The sequence below is a fragment of the Psychromonas sp. genome (assembly GCF_047632995.1).
GTDB lineage: Bacteria > Pseudomonadota > Gammaproteobacteria > Enterobacterales > Psychromonadaceae > Psychromonas.
In genome coordinates, this window is the sequence record NZ_JBLIEK010000025.1 from 26,372 (window position 1) to 42,393 (window position 16,022).

Genomic DNA, 16,022 nt, shown 5'->3' on the forward strand with positions numbered 1-16,022 from the left:
TTAAGCTCTATTAAACTGTCTAATCAGTATGATGAAAACACCTATAAAGCCACCGAGTATGGCGCCAGCAACACAAATCAAAGCTCTTTTCGGCGAATCTCGTTTTTCAGCGGCTACAGAGGGATCAATTACTTTAAACACATATTCTTCTGATACTTGGGCTAACATTATTTTTTTTTGTTCTTCTTCAAGTAAACTGAAAAACACTAGTTTCATATTCGAGTTATTAACGCTCTCAGCCTTATTCTCTAAATATTCAATGTTTTTTTGACTGGTATGTAAATCTTCTGCACGAATATATTGATTGTAGTCTTTTATCAATAGAGTCAACCATTTATTGGCAAGGTCAGCTGATATAAAAGTTATTTGTGCATGTATAAGGGTTGTTGCTTGATCAACTGCAACAGAAAATATGTTTTTAAACGCCTCCACTGCCTCTTGTTTCGATGGTTTAGCTTTTAAAGGAGGTTTTGTTTTTCGTAACCACTTCCCTGTTTTTTCGTCAAAGACATCTGGATTTATCAATAATTTACCACTTACCACGTCCCAACTTTCACTGGCAAAAAGAGGAACAAGTAATTGGTGTTTATCTATAAATTGTGAAATAAACTTTCTTGAGCTAAGTATTGCAAGATTAATAGCTTTTTGATTTTCGCCACTACCTCCTAGTGATAAACCAGCGAAACTCGCTAACTGTCCAATTTCAGATGCCGAGGATGAAAGTTTGTTTTCGCTTTCCTTAACATATTCAAGGGCGACTTCTGATTTATATAAATTAGGCGCTGTTATGGCTATAATTACAGACAGTATTGAGGCAATCACAGTACTAAGCAGAATGGTAAGTTTACCTTGCCAGCATAAAGTGAAAAATGCTTTCACTCCATAAACTCGAACAGCACTATTTGTCATATTGTCACATTCCCCACTTAGATAGAGTTATTTAATTAATTGATTTAGAGCGGATTTAAAATTACCTAAATTCATCAAAAGAAAAACTTTTAAGAAATTTGGCTTTTCTTTACTGATTGATAGCTTGAGCAATTTCATCGAATCTAGATGTTTCGTATTCATTAAGTTTTTATGCTTAGCAATAAAAATTTCATAACCTGCAATTACTTTGGCTGAGTTATTTGAAATACGTTCACTATTATGAGAATTATCACATACATAGAGTGGTGTACTTAATTTATAACAAGAACCGAACTTAGCTATTAAACGAACCCACATGTCATAGTCTTGAAAGGCAGGCAGCTTTTCATCAAACCCACCGAGCTCTAGTAATCGTTTTGTTTCAATAAAAACTTGATTACCAATTCTGTTGTAATGCAAAATGGCATTTAAATTGATCTCTCCAGAAGCCTCTTTCAAAAAAAACTTTTCTTTTTGATCATTTCTAAAATAACTGGAACACAAAAAAGAATACTTCTTATCATAATTTTTTATAAAAGCTTCTAAACGATTTGGTAGGAAATAATCATCATCATCTAACCCCGTAATAAACTCACCTTTTGCTTTATGGATAGCAATATTTCTTTGTACACAGGCTCCCTGAAGCTGAGTAGAAGAATAGAAAGAGAAGTTATCGTGCTTAGTTTGATAGTCATGCAGTAGTTCGTCGGTAGTATCCATAGAAGCATCATTACAAACAATCAATTCAAAATTTTGGTAAGACTGGCTATAGACTGAATCAATGGCTCTTTTTAGTAAATCACAACGATCTTTAGTGGTGATATATACCGTAATTAAGGGAGGTTGATTCATAGAGGGTCTATTTTATGAGCTTATTGATTTTTATATAAAAAAACTGATAAATTATGATATCAGTTTTTTATTGAATGTAACGAACTATACAATAAGCAGTCCATTAATAACTGGACAGAATTCTACCACAAGAGGTAAGCGCCTGAAAAGAAACTCTATAATTTATTTAATTCACTCAAAATAAATTATGCTAATTTACCTTTAGTATATTAAGTACTTTGCTCGCAAAACCTAACATAACTTAAGGTAAGTTGAGTAAACTAATCTAAAAGCTTTTTAAGCAAAAATCAGATGTTCTGAGCGTAATGCGTTTATTTTTAACGCTAGGCTTTAAATGACGTTTGTAAAGTCATTATTTAGATATTAAATTACAAGTTATCGTTGCAGTAGAGATAAGTGATATGATTTATAGTGTAATGATTTTACTGAATAATAAAGGGTATTGAGGTTAGTAAGTGATATATCAAGATCATGTTTTTTTAGTTAATTTTTTGAGTTCAGGTACTATTGTCGCTAAAATTTGTTTAAAACTAAATTTTCCATGTTTAGTTAAAAACAAAAAGTATTTAACTAAAACTATCCTGTATTTAAATGGTGTCATTCCCTTAAAAGCCAAGGCAACAAACGATATCACATTGTTATAATAGAGCTGCAAAAATAACAATTTAGTCTTAGACATTTTCCCTTCACTGATGTGTTCAAATACTTTAATAGCAGCGAGGGCATTTTTTTCTTGAATGGCAGTCGTCATGGTTGAGTTCGGCCTAACTCGGCGATGAAAAAGCACTTCATTTAACACGTAGAAACTCAATTTATTATCTAACGTTAAATTGACATAAAAGGCTAAATCTTCATAGATAATGCCTTCTATAAACCTTAAGTCTGCAACGGCTTCCTTCCTAAAAGAGTATAAACAAGGAGAGGGCGTGAACGTTTGCTCTAATAATGTCAAATCTATATATTTTGAAAGTTCAACTTCACAGTGATTCGCTGCTCTGGTATATGTAAAATTATTACTTGAAGACTCACCAAAAACATCTCCATCAAACATAACAATATCTACAGCGTGTTTTTGGTGTATTTCATTAAGTTTTTCAAGGGTGTTTGTAGCAAGCTTATCATCACTGTCGTAAAAATAGATATATTGGCCTTCTGCCAAAGAAAGGCCAATATTTCTCGCCGCACCTTGGCCTTGGTTTTTTGTTGTTGTTAACGAAAATCGAGCATCTTTTTCGGTGTACTCTTTGCAAATCACTTCACTATTATCTGAGGAGCCATCATTTATTAATAGCACTTCAAAACTCTTAAACGATTGGCTTGTTAAGCAATCTAAACAGTCCCGTAAATAGGCTTCAACATTATATATTGGAATAATAACTGAAAATACAGGGTTCATTATTTACAGCTCTTTAAAACAGACTTACTAAATTTCATGAGCATTTCGTCAAGCCCGTCGTATACGTTTTTATCGATTTCTCTGTGGGTTATGCTATTGATTACTGATGCGAATGTTGATTCTTCATTTAACTGACTTGGAGTTGTGTCATGATTTATAGATGTATCATGCTCATTAAATTTTAAGCCATCGCTAATCATTTTATTTTCATTGAATTTTGTATACATAGTCATTAATCCATAGGTCTTCAGAAATTCAACGGTGAATTGCTCGCCAAAAATTGGCTTTGTATTCCACCAATAAGCTTCAATTCCATTGTTCTTTAAAAAGCCCGCTACTTTGTTTAATTGCTTTGATAATTTGTTTTTTATTTTGTGTTTCAAGTGTTCAGACCTTCTATTTAAATTACATATTCAGTGCAAACGGATTAAATTTATACAGGTGTCATTCCTACTGTTAGGACTTTCATCACGTAAATGCTCTTCCAGTCCGCTTTTATCCGTTTAGTTTTTATTCCAACCTTGACGCTTTTTTCACTCTTTAACAAAAAAAGCGCTATTTTATTTATTAATGAAATATTTTCAGCGGCAAAACCACTCCTTAACCAATTTTGTTCTTCATTAAAGATAACATCTAATTGCCAGTGTAATTTATTCTCCACATGCCAGTGAGTTCGAATAGCATTTGCTATAAATTTGGCATACTTATCGTGAGCTACGGGAGCATAGCGTGACTTAGGCAAAAAGCCTAACTCAGCGTATTCTATATAAGTTATGACGGATCAGCTGGCTTGCAGATAATTCCAGGGCAGGTAACGTTCTGGGTTAGCTTTCACCTTGTCTTGCGCGTGCTGCAGCAACGTAAAATACTCAAAGACATTAATCCCGGCTTCACTGCCTGTGGCTATCATTGATGTGATCACATCCCCTATCGTCGCACCCAGTAATATTTTGTGAAACATAGCATTTTTTCGGTCTCGCACCACTATTTTCAACATCGCTTCGATAGCATTATTGTCGAGTTTGACGCCTTCTATTCTGCAGAAACAGCTGAGACCGTCATAATGTTTGTTAAAGTAGCGTATGGCTTTACCCAGTCCGCTGTTTTCTTCAACCGAGTCCTCGCGCAAATGGCTTTCCCCCCATTGCTTGACTTCAAACATTATCGGTAACGAGTGCTGTTGGTGATAAGCCAGGCGTTGTGTCGGGTTGAGTTGTTCCTCTGCAAGCATATGGTCATTCGTCCAAATTTCACCATAGCGCTCCAGAATGTGCTCAACCTCGTCGGGGAAATGGCTTATCACGTCCACAAACTGTCGCCTTGCATGGCTGTTGCATAACGATAGAATGGCCTCTCTTTCGGTGGGCCGATTACTGGCTAAGGCATCGCTCATGATAATGGGCTTAGCACCCGCAAGCGCTCGTTTATGTAAAATGCTGTCGATGAATTCGCCAGCATGACCAATGTTGGTTTCGAACAATACGATAGACTGTGCCGCCGTGGTGGTGGCGATGACGCCTGAGGTATATACCCCTGTGCGTCGTTAGGTTTTATCGCTGTTGCGGACTTTTTTCTCTATCGGCTTGGCATCGAGTATGCGGTGGGTGGTGTCATCCAGATAATAATGCTGTGCATCCGCCGCCAGCGTATGCAGGTGTAGGTAAACGGGGTAAATCGCATCACACACTCGTTCAACCTGGTCAAACACGGTGGAGGCGGTAAGGTTGACGCCCAGTAGTTTTTGAATACTGCTCTGACGGTAAAAAGGCAATCCGGCGAAGTACTTGTAAATCGCCATTAACGCGCGGGCAGAGTAGCCATATTTCTGGGTGGCTGAGCCATCGGCCAGTACCGTCTCGGGTAAGTCAGCGGTAAAATAGGCACCACAGGTATTGCAACGGTAACGCTCCATGACGTGTTGCTCGGGTGTGAAAGGACTGTGCCCGGTGATACGTAAGAAACTGCCAGGGTCGGTTTTATAGACTTTACCGGTTACACATTCCGGACAATCATCGCCTTTATTCAAATCGTTTAAGGGGTGAATGACCACCTTCGCTTTGGCCAGCGTAAAGCCCTCATCGTTATGCCGTTTAGATCGGCGACTTTGCGTCGGCTTTTTCGGATTTTTAATCACATCCCTTTGTTTTTCAGATGGCTTCTCAATACCCAGCAATTTGCGTAACTTATGGACGGTTACGTCATGGCTAGCCAGACGGTCCTGCATACTGGCCAGCGTCACTAACGCATCCAGCAACAGCTGGCAATCTTCCCCACTCAAGGCTAATTGATTGTCTCTCGCTTCACTGACACGCGCAATCAATGCATCTAAGGCCTAACCATCTATGTCAGTAAACGCTTTGCTCACGGGTAACTTCTCAGTGGGTATAGGATAATTTGGCGGGCAGTATGATCTCATGCCCACGAATATCAAGCTGTCATTCCGCACATAATTTAGAAATAAAATACCGGGTGTTTATTGAACAATATGTTCACTCATTGATCACTTGAACCCAATTCTTCAAAAATAAATTGACGGCGATCCCCATTCTTGATCTATTCCAAATGTCTTGGAAATTAGTAGCCTTAATCTGATCAGGAAAAACTTTAAACCCCACGGCTTGACATTTTTTATCCTGTTTATTGAAAATAACATTTTCTAAAAAACGACTATTTTCCTTATTCCTTAATTTTAGCAATGGCAAAGAATAATTATCGTAACCATGATTATTAAACGTAATATAATTAGGAGTAAATAACTCAGAAAAGGATTTAATGTTCGGATGAGCTTTTAGCGCTGAAATTAATAAAGATGAGCCGCATCGTTGGTGACCAAATATTACATATTTTTTAAACTTTTCAGAGCTGCCTTCTCTAGGGGTTAAACCAGATAATGCTTTCCCATTTGGGACTTTAACAAATGGATAAATTAGTTTTGTTTTGATTGCATTAGTATTCATATCTGTTAATTGCTCTCCAATGATTTGGATAAATATTCTAACGAGTCACAACGCAATTCTTCCAAAATACTGTTTACGTGATTATAATTAATTTTTTTATTAAAAATCCCAGAAGATTTTATATATTCAGAATCTTTACAAATTCTATCTTCTAAACTAACCAAACCTAATAAACTTTCTAATCTAGACATCCCTCTATTATCATTTGGGTAATACAAAAAAGGTTTTTCAAACAGTAATGCAAAACAGACACAATGAAACGAGTCAGTGACAACTAATTTACTTTTTTTTATTTTATTTAACCAATCCGCCACTGAGTTATAAAAAAACAACCCGCTTTCTTCTTTCATATAAATGTTTTCAGCGGCACAATTTAAGTGTTGGCCTAATTCAGCCATATCAGCGATAAAAGCATCATTAATATCTAATTTATAGTAAACAACATTTGCATCAGCAGTTTGAGCGGCGTCTTTTTCAATTATAGTTTCGAAGTAACTTCTGCCAATGAGTAAAGTAGGATCTAAAACATGACAAGCGGTTACACCGAATGTATCCTTGCAAATATCAACACCTTTTGACTCTCTGACTGAAATAGCGCTAAATTGAGTTATTTCAGACTTTATTTTTTGGGTTAGTTTTGGCTTGTTGTTATCAAACCAAACGTCGACTCCAAAACTGGCGGCATAAGAAATTCGTTTGGTTTTATTTGCCACAAAAGCTAAAAAATAAACAAGTGCATTCTTACTGGTATATTGTGGGCGCCAAACTTGGTCACTACCAACGACCACAGCTTGGTATGCATTTCCAAGTACTTTTAACTCAGTAATATTTGTATAAACTGCAGCCGTACGTGTTATCCATTTTTGTCGAAAGAGCTCAAATACTGCAGGGTTTTCTACCTTAGCCCTAACACTAATTGTGGGTTTTACAATAAGCTTTTTTATTGATTTTTTAACTGAATTAAGAGTCTGACTTACCCCTTTCGATTTAGGAATGAAATTAATGTGTTCCGCTTCGTAACCTAACTGGCTAATTTGATATTCAAGTGCTGCTGCCTGTAACACAGCACCATAATTATGGGTTGAATATTGAAAATTTAGTATTCCAACTTTTTTCTTACTATTGGGCACTCTTTACTACTCCCCTATAAAAATCTACCAAACTTCTCGTTGCCATCGATAAACTGTATTTAATACTTTTTTCTAAATAGGTTCAATATATTAGCAATACATTTTTTTATATTAAACTTAATAGCTTTCAGCAAGCCTAAATTTATCAAATCATATTTCAATAAAATGGGCAGCATGAGTATCCTAAAAATAATTATTGAATTGTATTTTTTAGCAATAATAAAGTTATGGGTACTTTTTTCTGATAAATAACTACGATATAAATACAAGTTTTCTCTTTCTTTATTAACCTCTTGTGCTGATAAATTTAATCGCTTAGTTGGGGTCCATGTACGTGAGTTCTTGACTCTTACAGGCAGACCATCGCGCCTATGTCGATAATTACCAGCCTGTGTATTGTAAAAATCGTCAATAGTTACTTTATCTAAAGTAACTTCTTCGCTAAAATCCTTAATATATTGATCAAAGACTTTACTTCTTGATATCACAATATTGGTTCCTAGATAATCACTCGTATACTGACTCAACCAAGCGTCACCAAAAGTTACATCTGCTAGTTCCCCAGCTAAATCATCACAGAAATCACAGGATTTATGTTTAAAAAAGCCATGTCCCCAATTAGCTCCTAATAACGACTGGTTTTTTTTCACGATGTTTTTTTGAGTTATTTTTGATTGAACGGATATGAAATAATCGCTTGCTTTATAATTTGGTTTTTTAACTCTAAAATCAATTGCCTGCAAATTCTTGGGGGAAATACCTAGTTGCCAAGCCAAACTCTCAGCAAAATATTTAGACTTCATATGTCCGCATAACAAAGCAACTACATATTTTATATTCGTTAAATCATACTCTTTCTGTAATAGTCGTATAGATTTAACAATGCAAGGAATGCCTATAAATAAGAGTCTATCTTTTGTAGTAACAATATATTCAGTCAAATGTGAGTATGTTACTGGGTAGTATCTAGATTTTTTGTTTGCTTTATCTTTTAGTTCAGTAATGGCTTTGGATACTTTGTATTCAAAAATATTATCTGTTTGACCTACATGAATAATACTATCGATTTCATCATTTTCTAAAAGCTTTTCTGCAAACCAAGTAGTTAGCCCTCCGGAACTAGAGTTAAGTCTATCTTCTTTTAAATTTCTATAACCTGCATATAGATTATCGTAAAACCCAATTTTGTCATCGTGCTTTTTATCCTTAAATAAATGAGAACCAAGCTCATCTTCATTTTTTGCGGCACTCGAAAATGGGCAAAGTTTATTAACACTATTAATTTGGTCTTCACTTAAATCATTTGCAACTTTAGCTTGATAAAAACCATTTTCTCTAACGTCTATATTTACAGGCACGTCGGGTACCGCAGCACATGCTCCGCAACCTACACAAAAGTTATTTTCAATTACTTTTTTAAATGTCATATTTTACAACTTTGTTCTAGAATTAATTCGATAATACATTTTCAATATTTTAAACAAGCGATTAATAACTTGTCCTATTATCTTTCGACTAATATCGCGCCCATCTTCTATCATAAGTTCTTTTTGTATTACATTTTTGATTTTTTCATTTTCAGCGCGGTCAGTAGATTCGGCAATAACAATCCTTTTAGCTTTATTTTTCATAGCAAAAATTCCTTTAAATAAATCGTGCCGAAATATAGCATGGGGAATATAGACAATTATATCTTTCGATGCATAGGTTAACCTATATCCCAATTCTTGGCCTTCATGACCAAATATTTTTGGGTTATAGCCGCCGACTTTTTCATAGCTAACTCTGCGAATGCATGTCGCTCCTTCAATATTTAAACTGGTTTTAACAATTTGATCTCCCAGGTCATAATGCTTTGCTGCACAAGTAAGTATTGGGTGATTAAGTGCTACAATTTTTCCTCTGGCTGCAACAGTATTTTCATTGTCATTAAAATACTGGCACATCACACGTATAAAAGAATACTGAAACCAGAACAACTCGAGATTGCCCTACCAATAGGTTCATAAGAAACTTTCCTAAACTGATGCAGAATTATTTGAACTAAAAAACACACTGGCATTAAAATAAAGAGTAAGTATTCATACAATTGACAACGTATGCAAGTCCGCTTTTGAATAGTTATGCAAAAAATAGTGAGAAGTGTCTAGAATTTTAGTGGCAATTTAAATATTTCTCACAGGGAGAAACAATTAACAGCCAATGACCTGCTTTAGGATGGTGGCATATGGTAGTTGATTTATGTGATTAACAACTTTGCAATATGTATCACCAAGGCAATCACTTGTACGTGTGCGTCGTTAGAACCACACTAGCCTAGTTTGACGTTCCAAGGCAATAGTTGTTCAATCACCTTACATAATTTTTTCCATCACGTGCACTAAGTAATCATAGGGAACGAGGCCGTTAGCTTTCGCTGTTTCCACAATAGAATATAACGTGGCACTGGCGTTAGCACCGTTGGCAGTTTGACTAAATAACCATGCCTTCCTGCCCATCACGAAGGGTTTTATCGCTCGCTCTGAGCGATTATTGTCGATGTCTAATCGACCATCATCGCAATACCTAATGGTTTTATCCCATTGGTTGAGCGCATAGTTAAGCGTTTTACCCAATAAGCTTTCAGGTAATACATTGGGCGCTGACTTATCTAACCATGTTTTGAATTGGTTGAGTAATGGCATGGATTTTTCTTGTCTTATGCGGCAGCGCTCCTCAATGGGTAAGCCTTTAATTTGTCTTTCAATCCGATACAGTTTCTGAATTTGACTAAGTGCCCAATCCGCTTTACCCGTTTTTTGGCTGCTTTTACTTTGTGCTTTTTTCGCTTCATCGAATTTACGACGGATGTGCGCCATGCAGACCACAAGGTTACAATGCAGTTTATGATAACCGGCATAACCGTCTACTTGTAAGTAGCCGGTGTAATGCTGTTTGTCGTCGTTTTGTAAAAAGTCCACTGCACACTTACCTGCGCGCGTCGGCGGGTAGTCGTATAAGACGATATTGGGCGCAGTTAATATTACTCGCCGGCGAGTCAGCCCCACTGCTGTATACCCACATATAGGATTTAATGTTGTCATCCTTAATGACCTTTAGCGGAGTTTCATCGGCCTTGATCATATCTTGTTGCAGCAGTATTTTATGCCAGTATTCATACAATACCGGGTGTAACACGTTGGCGATTTTAATCAGCCAATCGGACATGGTTTGGCGGGATAATTCGATACCCAGTTGTCTAAATATCACCTCTTGACGATATAGCGGCAAGCCATGTTGATATTTGGCAGCTATTAACTGCGCGATTAAGCTCGGAGTGGCGTAACTTTTAGGTAAGATGCTCGGTACTGGCGGCGCTTGTTTAATCGGTGTCTTAGTGTCGTTTTTATAACACCCTCTACAAGCATACTTTAAGCGGTGATGCTCTTCAATTTTAGTCAACGCTGGCACAAACACTAACTTTTCATTTACGTCTTTGCCCATGCAGTGCATTTCACCTTGGCAGCATGCACAGACTTTATCGGCATCATCAATATCATGGACAATGACTTCACGCGTAATATGAGCAGCAAAAGGCTTGGTGTTGCGTGTGCGTTTCTTTTTCTGTGTGGGCTGCTCTTCTTCGCTATCCGCTTGTTCGCACTCAAGCTCGGCAATTTCTTCAACCTCGTTGAACAAGTCATCCTGCCCAGGATGCGCTTCGTTTTGACTCGCAAAGCGTTTGTGCTGGGCTAGGCGAAACTGCTCCTCTAAAAAATCAAGGCGCTGCGACAATTTCGTAATAAGCGTGTCTTTTTCTTCACCCGACAAGCCTTGCTTCGCTTGTTTTTGCTGAAGCAATTCTATTTCGATATCACGCTTATTTGGCTTTGTTTTCATGGCTTGCATTTTACCGCAAACCACACCTAAGATGTTGTTTTCACTTAGACTAAATCGTGATCGATAATCCCTACTTATGATCGGATGTTATAAGCCAGCAGAGGCATAAAACAAGGGCTGATGACCATGAATATCAAACCCGCCTAGTAGGCTGTTGAGTTGCTGTTCGCTTAAACTCATTGAAGTTTGCGTGCTGCTAGGCCACTTAAATACGTCTTTTTCCAAACGCTTACTCCACATGGCTAAATCGGTATTGTCCCAATATAATATGCGCAAGCGTTTGCGGGTACGATTGGTAAAGATAAATAAGGCGCCAGACATTAACGGCACATCAAATTGCTGCTCGACAATCAATGCAAGTCCATTAAATTGCATTCTGAAGTCTACTGTTTTGGGGTATAAATAAACGGCGCTTGGGTCGACAAACATTCTCATGCGGCGAGACCTTTTAATACTTTAGCAACCCACAGTGGGTCACACTGACTAGAAAATGATAATTGGGCTTCACGCGTTTGCATGACAATACTGCAATTGGGAGTGACTATTTGAGCTTGTACAAACTGACCAACAGGTTTAGCTGGCGTTACTTTAGGTTTGTTATGTCTTGGCTTCGCCAAGCCTAAGGCATGGCGGCGCGAGTAGAAGGTTTGCAAATGAATATTGTGTTGCTCACAAAATGCTCTCGTGCTGAGAGTAGATTGAGCATGTTGCTCTACAATACTTTGCCATTGCGCTTTGGTTCGCCTAGTCATCTTCGGTTTCCTCAAGTGAAAACCTGATTATCAGATAGCTGCCACTAGTAGACTAGGTGTGGTTGTTTTGACGGACACGAAGAGTCACTGGAACTTAAAGGCCAATATATTAAAGATTTATATGCCGACATACTCGTTATGGGTGACGATTGGAAAGGAAAATTCGATAATTACAAAAACATTTGCGAGGTTGCATATTTAGTGATAACTCCTTCTATTTCAACTACCTAAATTATTGAAATTGTTAAAAAAATATAGAGCCTTCTAATAATATCTCGCTTATCACATTAAAACGTTGAAAAGAAAAACAAGTGGCTGTATCCATTTAAAGGTATCGCTGCTTTTTGAGGGGCAATCTAAACAACAGAATTGAAGTATTTTTTAACTTGGAGAAAACTCAAAAGGTTGCTAACTAACATGGATATCGTGATAGCCCATGCACCCCCAATTGCACCCCATCGATAGGTTGAAACGACGCCTATACTCACTAATACAGCAAAGCCAATAGATACATTGTTTTTATATGTTTTTTCGTTCCCAGACATTACTAACAGCTGACCAGCTGGCCCTACAGCTAAATTTACTAATTTCCCCAAAAGTAGCACTCGCAATACAGGCGTTGCTGATTCGAACCCATCGCCAAAAAAAGACAACAAGAGCTCTGCTGCTACTATTAATCCAATAACAATAGGCCCACAACTAATTATCATTAACTTTCTGGCCTTCAAGAAACTTTGCTGTAGCCCAACGAAGTCTTTTTGCGAAAATGAATTGGAAAAGTCGGGGGAAATTGCATGACTTACAGACATTACAATAAAACCAACCATCATAGTTAATTGATAGCTTACAGCAAAATAAGATACCTCTGATAACTGACCCAAGTTACCAAGAATAAATGGCACCATTTGAATAGACAGTACTGTTAATATCGAAGCAATCCAGAGAGAACTTTTAGTTTTAGCCATTTCGGTGACAAGTTGGGAGTTTAGTTGTGCAGTGTCTTTTTTGAAACTCCCTTCCCACTTCACAAAAACAAACAATAAAGCGACTAAGTTAGCCAGTAAAAAACTTACAAGGGCCATTTCTACGCCCAAATTAGCAGTAAACAACATTACGATTAGCATCGTCACATGGGACAATCTCACCGAAAGAGAAGAAAAAGAAAAATTGAAATAATTTTTCTGTCCCAAGTGCGCTTGATTGATGACGGCATAAAGTGGCACTAATATTAATGCAACTGAGCCATAAGTTAACGCATAGAGCCATTGAGTACTCAGTTCTCTTTTTAGAGAGAATAATACCACTACCATCACAGCGATGACTGCTAAACTCATAGAAAAAACAGGCTTCAACCAACTCTTGAGGATTAGGGACTTAGTTTTAACATCATTTGCACTTGCAACGAAGCGAGTGACGGCTTGTTCACTGCCTTGTTTAACAAATACGGCTACTATTGCAATAAATGATAAAGTGAAAAAGTAATGTCCTGCTACTTCTGCTCCCAATTGCCGCGTAATTATTGCAGAAATCAAAAATCCTGCTGCTGCGATTAAAACTTTAAAAAACAAAATAAGGGCAGAACTTCTAATCAATTCGTTATGTCGGAGTTGTAAAAAGCGATGTAGCATCAGTTACTTCTTTAAAAATAATTTAATCAAGGCGTGTTTTGTTTACGGCTACAGAAAGACAAAATCTAACGAGTCTCCAAAGGTAAAGGAATTATGAACCGCTAATTTATCCGTAATATGTTACATGTTACATTTTACATGAAACTCGTGAAATAGTTTACTCTGTTTATGCCTCTTTTTTTTCAGGGGAACATTACCCAAGAAGGATCGTGTTTTATCCTGTATAACTGAAAAGTCCCTCGCAGATCGCTCGATGTGCAAAAGTCGCTGCCTTGTCTTACTGACGTGGTCAACCTAAAACGACCACCCCATTTCATGGCGTATCGGGAATTACCTACAAGAATACTAAGATGTGTTTTGTTATCGCTTCGATCGGCGATTTTTCGAAAAACAGATACCTAACAGGTTGTTAAACTTAGCAATAATTCATGCACCTGTGAAATCGGACTGAGCCAAGTGCATAGGCATGTAATAAAATTGATTGTTGTATCTAACACATACTTCAAATTATTCAGATTAAGGATAAAATAAATGTCGCAAAAAAAAATTTTTTACATGTATGTAACGGTGATTGAAATCTATAGTCTTCATCTGTATTCACCTATGTTATAATGAATTTATAACACGAATATGTTGCTGAAAAGTGCAGAGGTAATTCTTATTGATTTATCTGGCATTTTAGTTGTTAGGAGAAATTTAGATACTTGTATTTCTAACCTATTAGTTATTATCATTCGTTGTTTTTCATTTGAGCGCTTAAATTTTTTCGAGTGCATGTCGGTAATAAAGTCCTAAGTTTACGTCTCAAGTAGTCAATTTTATATGTTAGTTTCAATTATCACCCCGTCTTATAACAGCGAAAAGTTCTTAGTTGAAACCTATCAAAGTATTATCTCTCAAACTTATCAAGATTGGGAATGGTTAATTACTGATGATTGTTCAACGGACAACTCTTGGACGCTTATTGGCGAGTTAGCAAAAAATGATAACCGTATAAAACCACAACAAAATAGTGTTAATGCGGGGGCGCCAACAACCAGAAATAATGCTATTGCCCGTGCAAAAGGCGAATATATTGCTTTTTTAGACAGTGACGATATATGGTTGCCAAAAAAGCTGGCGCAGCATCTTGAGTTTATGATTGAAAAAAACTCGGTGATTTCTTTTACACCTTATTATTTAATGTCTGAACAATCGGCCCACTTAAATCTTGTGATTGATGCAAGATTAACTGGCAGTTTTAATTATCAAGCGATGTTACGCAAAAAGGCTACTATGGGTTGTTGTACCGTTATGGTAAAAAAAATCGCTTTTACCGATTTAACTATGCCGTTAGTTCAAGCAGGACAAGACTATGCTTTATGGTTGAAACTTTTAAAAACAGGCGTGAGCGCCGATATTTATACGGTGCCATTAAGTAACTATCGCTTGGTCAAGGGTTCGTTATCAAACAACAAAATCAATAAAGCGAAAAAAACATGGTTTATTTATCGTGAAATTGAGCAGTTAAATCTTTTAAAAGCAAGTATCGTATTTTGTCATTATGCCGTTAGTGCGTTATTCAAATGGAACCAAAGCAAGTTATAGTCTATGTGAATTCATATTTAATATTATCAGTATTCTTAGAGATGAATATTATGGCTATCTAAAAAAATCAGATTCAATAATTAAAAAAACTAACACAAACCAGTACCTAAAAGTCTCATTTTTGATAGAACCGCGGCAATTTCTACCTAAGGGGTATTTAAAGTGAATATTCAAGCATATTCAAGGGTCAGGTCTTGCCTTTTGCCACAACACGGCTCAATCTTGAATAAAGGAGATCAAAGTATTCTCCAATCTCTTTCAATGTATAACCGTCAGACTTATATGTGATGGTTATTGCCTCATCACGAGATGTTGATTGCGTTTGGTATTGTTGCAAAGTAAACGGGCTACTTCGGCGCTGATTAAGTGGTATCTCTTCTAATTCACCTAATCGTTCATTTTGTAATGGTTGATACTTCTCGACAAAGTCGTCATCACCTAAAAATACTTGAATGAGTTTTGTTATCGGTATAATCGTCGTTTTGTGGAAAAACAAATACCTAACAGGTTGTTAAACTTAGCAATTATTCATGCTCCGATAAAATCAACCTGAGTTACATGGAGAAGCATGTTTTTTTGATTTCATACTTACGACTTTCTCTTTTAATTTACTGTATTTTATAAGCTACCAATAGCCGCCACTGCTACCGCCAACTGATAAATAATTTGAGTAGCGCTAGACCATAATGTCAAGTTATCAATATTCTCAGAGTCAAAGGGCACAACTATTGTATCCCCAGGTAATACCCCGACGTTTTCACCTGTACCGGCAAACCAAAAATCATTGCCTCTGCCTGGCAACTCAACCGAACCGTTGGATCGAATAATATAAATTCTGTCTTCATCAGCTAAAGACTTCTTACCACCGCTTTTAGAAATATAATCTTCAAAAGATAAACTGGCGTTGTACAAATGAGAGGTAGGCACGTATA

Annotated in this window: 13 protein-coding genes and 6 pseudogenes; 4 read left to right on the forward strand and 15 right to left on the reverse strand. The window is 36.8% G+C overall.

Annotated features, from left to right (window positions below; all coding sequences use genetic code 11):
- From ACJAT7_RS06550 to tnpA, 13 genes and pseudogenes are all read right to left on the reverse strand, one after another.
- Window positions 1–909, reverse strand: a complete 909-nt coding sequence (locus ACJAT7_RS06550; protein WP_415226001.1) for a GNVR domain-containing protein — start codon at window positions 907–909, stop codon at window positions 1–3.
- Between the two features lie 27 nt (window positions 910–936).
- Window positions 937–1,761, reverse strand: coding sequence for a glycosyltransferase (locus ACJAT7_RS06555; RefSeq protein ID WP_415226002.1), 825 nt, complete (start codon window positions 1,759–1,761; stop codon window positions 937–939).
- Between the two features lie 469 nt (window positions 1,762–2,230).
- Window positions 2,231–3,157 carry a glycosyltransferase family 2 protein gene (locus tag ACJAT7_RS06560; RefSeq protein ID WP_415226003.1) on the reverse strand — a complete coding sequence of 309 codons (927 nt, stop codon included), beginning with the start codon at window positions 3,155–3,157 and terminating at the stop codon, window positions 2,231–2,233.
- Window positions 3,157–3,540, reverse strand: coding sequence for a hypothetical protein (locus ACJAT7_RS06565; RefSeq protein ID WP_415226004.1), 384 nt, complete (start codon window positions 3,538–3,540; stop codon window positions 3,157–3,159). Before ACJAT7_RS06565 ends, ACJAT7_RS06560 begins: the two co-directional genes overlap by 1 nt.
- Before the next feature lie 50 nt (window positions 3,541–3,590).
- Window positions 3,591–3,899, reverse strand: coding sequence for a transposase (locus ACJAT7_RS06570; protein ID WP_415226005.1), 309 nt, complete (start codon window positions 3,897–3,899; stop codon window positions 3,591–3,593).
- A gap of 39 nt (window positions 3,900–3,938) precedes the next feature.
- Window positions 3,939–5,381: pseudogene (gene tnpC / locus ACJAT7_RS06575) on the reverse strand (IS66 family transposase).
- A gap of 265 nt (window positions 5,382–5,646) precedes the next feature.
- Window positions 5,647–6,114, reverse strand: coding sequence for a hypothetical protein (locus ACJAT7_RS06580; protein WP_415226006.1), 468 nt, complete (start codon window positions 6,112–6,114; stop codon window positions 5,647–5,649).
- A 5-nt stretch (window positions 6,115–6,119) separates the two neighbouring features.
- A complete protein-coding gene (locus ACJAT7_RS06585; protein ID WP_415226007.1) occupies window positions 6,120–7,244 on the reverse strand; it encodes a polysaccharide pyruvyl transferase family protein in 1,125 nt (374 codons plus the stop codon).
- A gap of 59 nt (window positions 7,245–7,303) precedes the next feature.
- Window positions 7,304–8,671: a Coenzyme F420 hydrogenase/dehydrogenase, beta subunit C-terminal domain gene (locus ACJAT7_RS06590; protein ID WP_415226008.1), complete on the reverse strand. Its 1,368-nt coding sequence runs from the start codon at window positions 8,669–8,671 to the stop codon at window positions 7,304–7,306.
- 3 nt (window positions 8,672–8,674) lie between these two features.
- Entirely contained in the window at window positions 8,675–9,223 is a 549-nt protein-coding gene (locus tag ACJAT7_RS06595) for a hypothetical protein (protein ID WP_415226009.1), read from the reverse strand.
- A 332-nt stretch (window positions 9,224–9,555) separates the two neighbouring features.
- Window positions 9,556–11,123: pseudogene (gene tnpC / locus ACJAT7_RS06600) on the reverse strand (IS66 family transposase).
- 87 nt (window positions 11,124–11,210) lie between these two features.
- Complete coding sequence (gene tnpB, locus ACJAT7_RS06605) at window positions 11,211–11,558, reverse strand: IS66 family insertion sequence element accessory protein TnpB (protein WP_415226010.1); 348 nt, start codon at window positions 11,556–11,558, stop codon at window positions 11,211–11,213.
- Entirely contained in the window at window positions 11,555–11,875 is a 321-nt protein-coding gene (tnpA, locus tag ACJAT7_RS06610) for an IS66 family insertion sequence element accessory protein TnpA (RefSeq protein WP_415226011.1), read from the reverse strand. Before tnpA ends, tnpB begins: the two co-directional genes overlap by 4 nt.
- 78 nt (window positions 11,876–11,953) lie before the next feature.
- On the opposite strand from tnpA, the pseudogene ACJAT7_RS06615 reads away from it, so the two are divergent.
- A pseudogene (locus tag ACJAT7_RS06615) lies at window positions 11,954–12,106 on the forward strand (glycerol-3-phosphate cytidylyltransferase); the annotation flags it as partial.
- Window positions 12,107–12,231: 125 nt separating this feature from the next.
- On the opposite strand, the gene ACJAT7_RS06620 reads toward ACJAT7_RS06615, so the two are convergent.
- Entirely contained in the window at window positions 12,232–13,503 is a 1,272-nt protein-coding gene (locus ACJAT7_RS06620; RefSeq protein ID WP_415226012.1) for a lipopolysaccharide biosynthesis protein, read from the reverse strand.
- Between the two features lie 311 nt (window positions 13,504–13,814).
- Here ACJAT7_RS06620 and ACJAT7_RS06625 point away from each other — a divergent pair.
- From ACJAT7_RS06625 to ACJAT7_RS06635, 3 genes and pseudogenes are all read left to right on the forward strand, one after another.
- A pseudogene (locus tag ACJAT7_RS06625) lies at window positions 13,815–13,954 on the forward strand (IS1595 family transposase); the annotation flags it as partial.
- Between the two features lie 371 nt (window positions 13,955–14,325).
- Complete coding sequence (locus ACJAT7_RS06630) at window positions 14,326–15,090, forward strand: glycosyltransferase family 2 protein (protein ID WP_415226013.1); 765 nt, start codon at window positions 14,326–14,328, stop codon at window positions 15,088–15,090.
- A 442-nt stretch (window positions 15,091–15,532) separates the two neighbouring features.
- Window positions 15,533–15,643 (forward strand): annotated as a pseudogene (locus tag ACJAT7_RS06635) (IS1595 family transposase); the annotation flags it as partial.
- 65 nt (window positions 15,644–15,708) lie between these two features.
- Here ACJAT7_RS06635 and ACJAT7_RS06640 read toward each other — a convergent pair.
- A pseudogene (locus tag ACJAT7_RS06640) lies at window positions 15,709–16,022 on the reverse strand (polysaccharide biosynthesis protein); the annotation flags it as partial.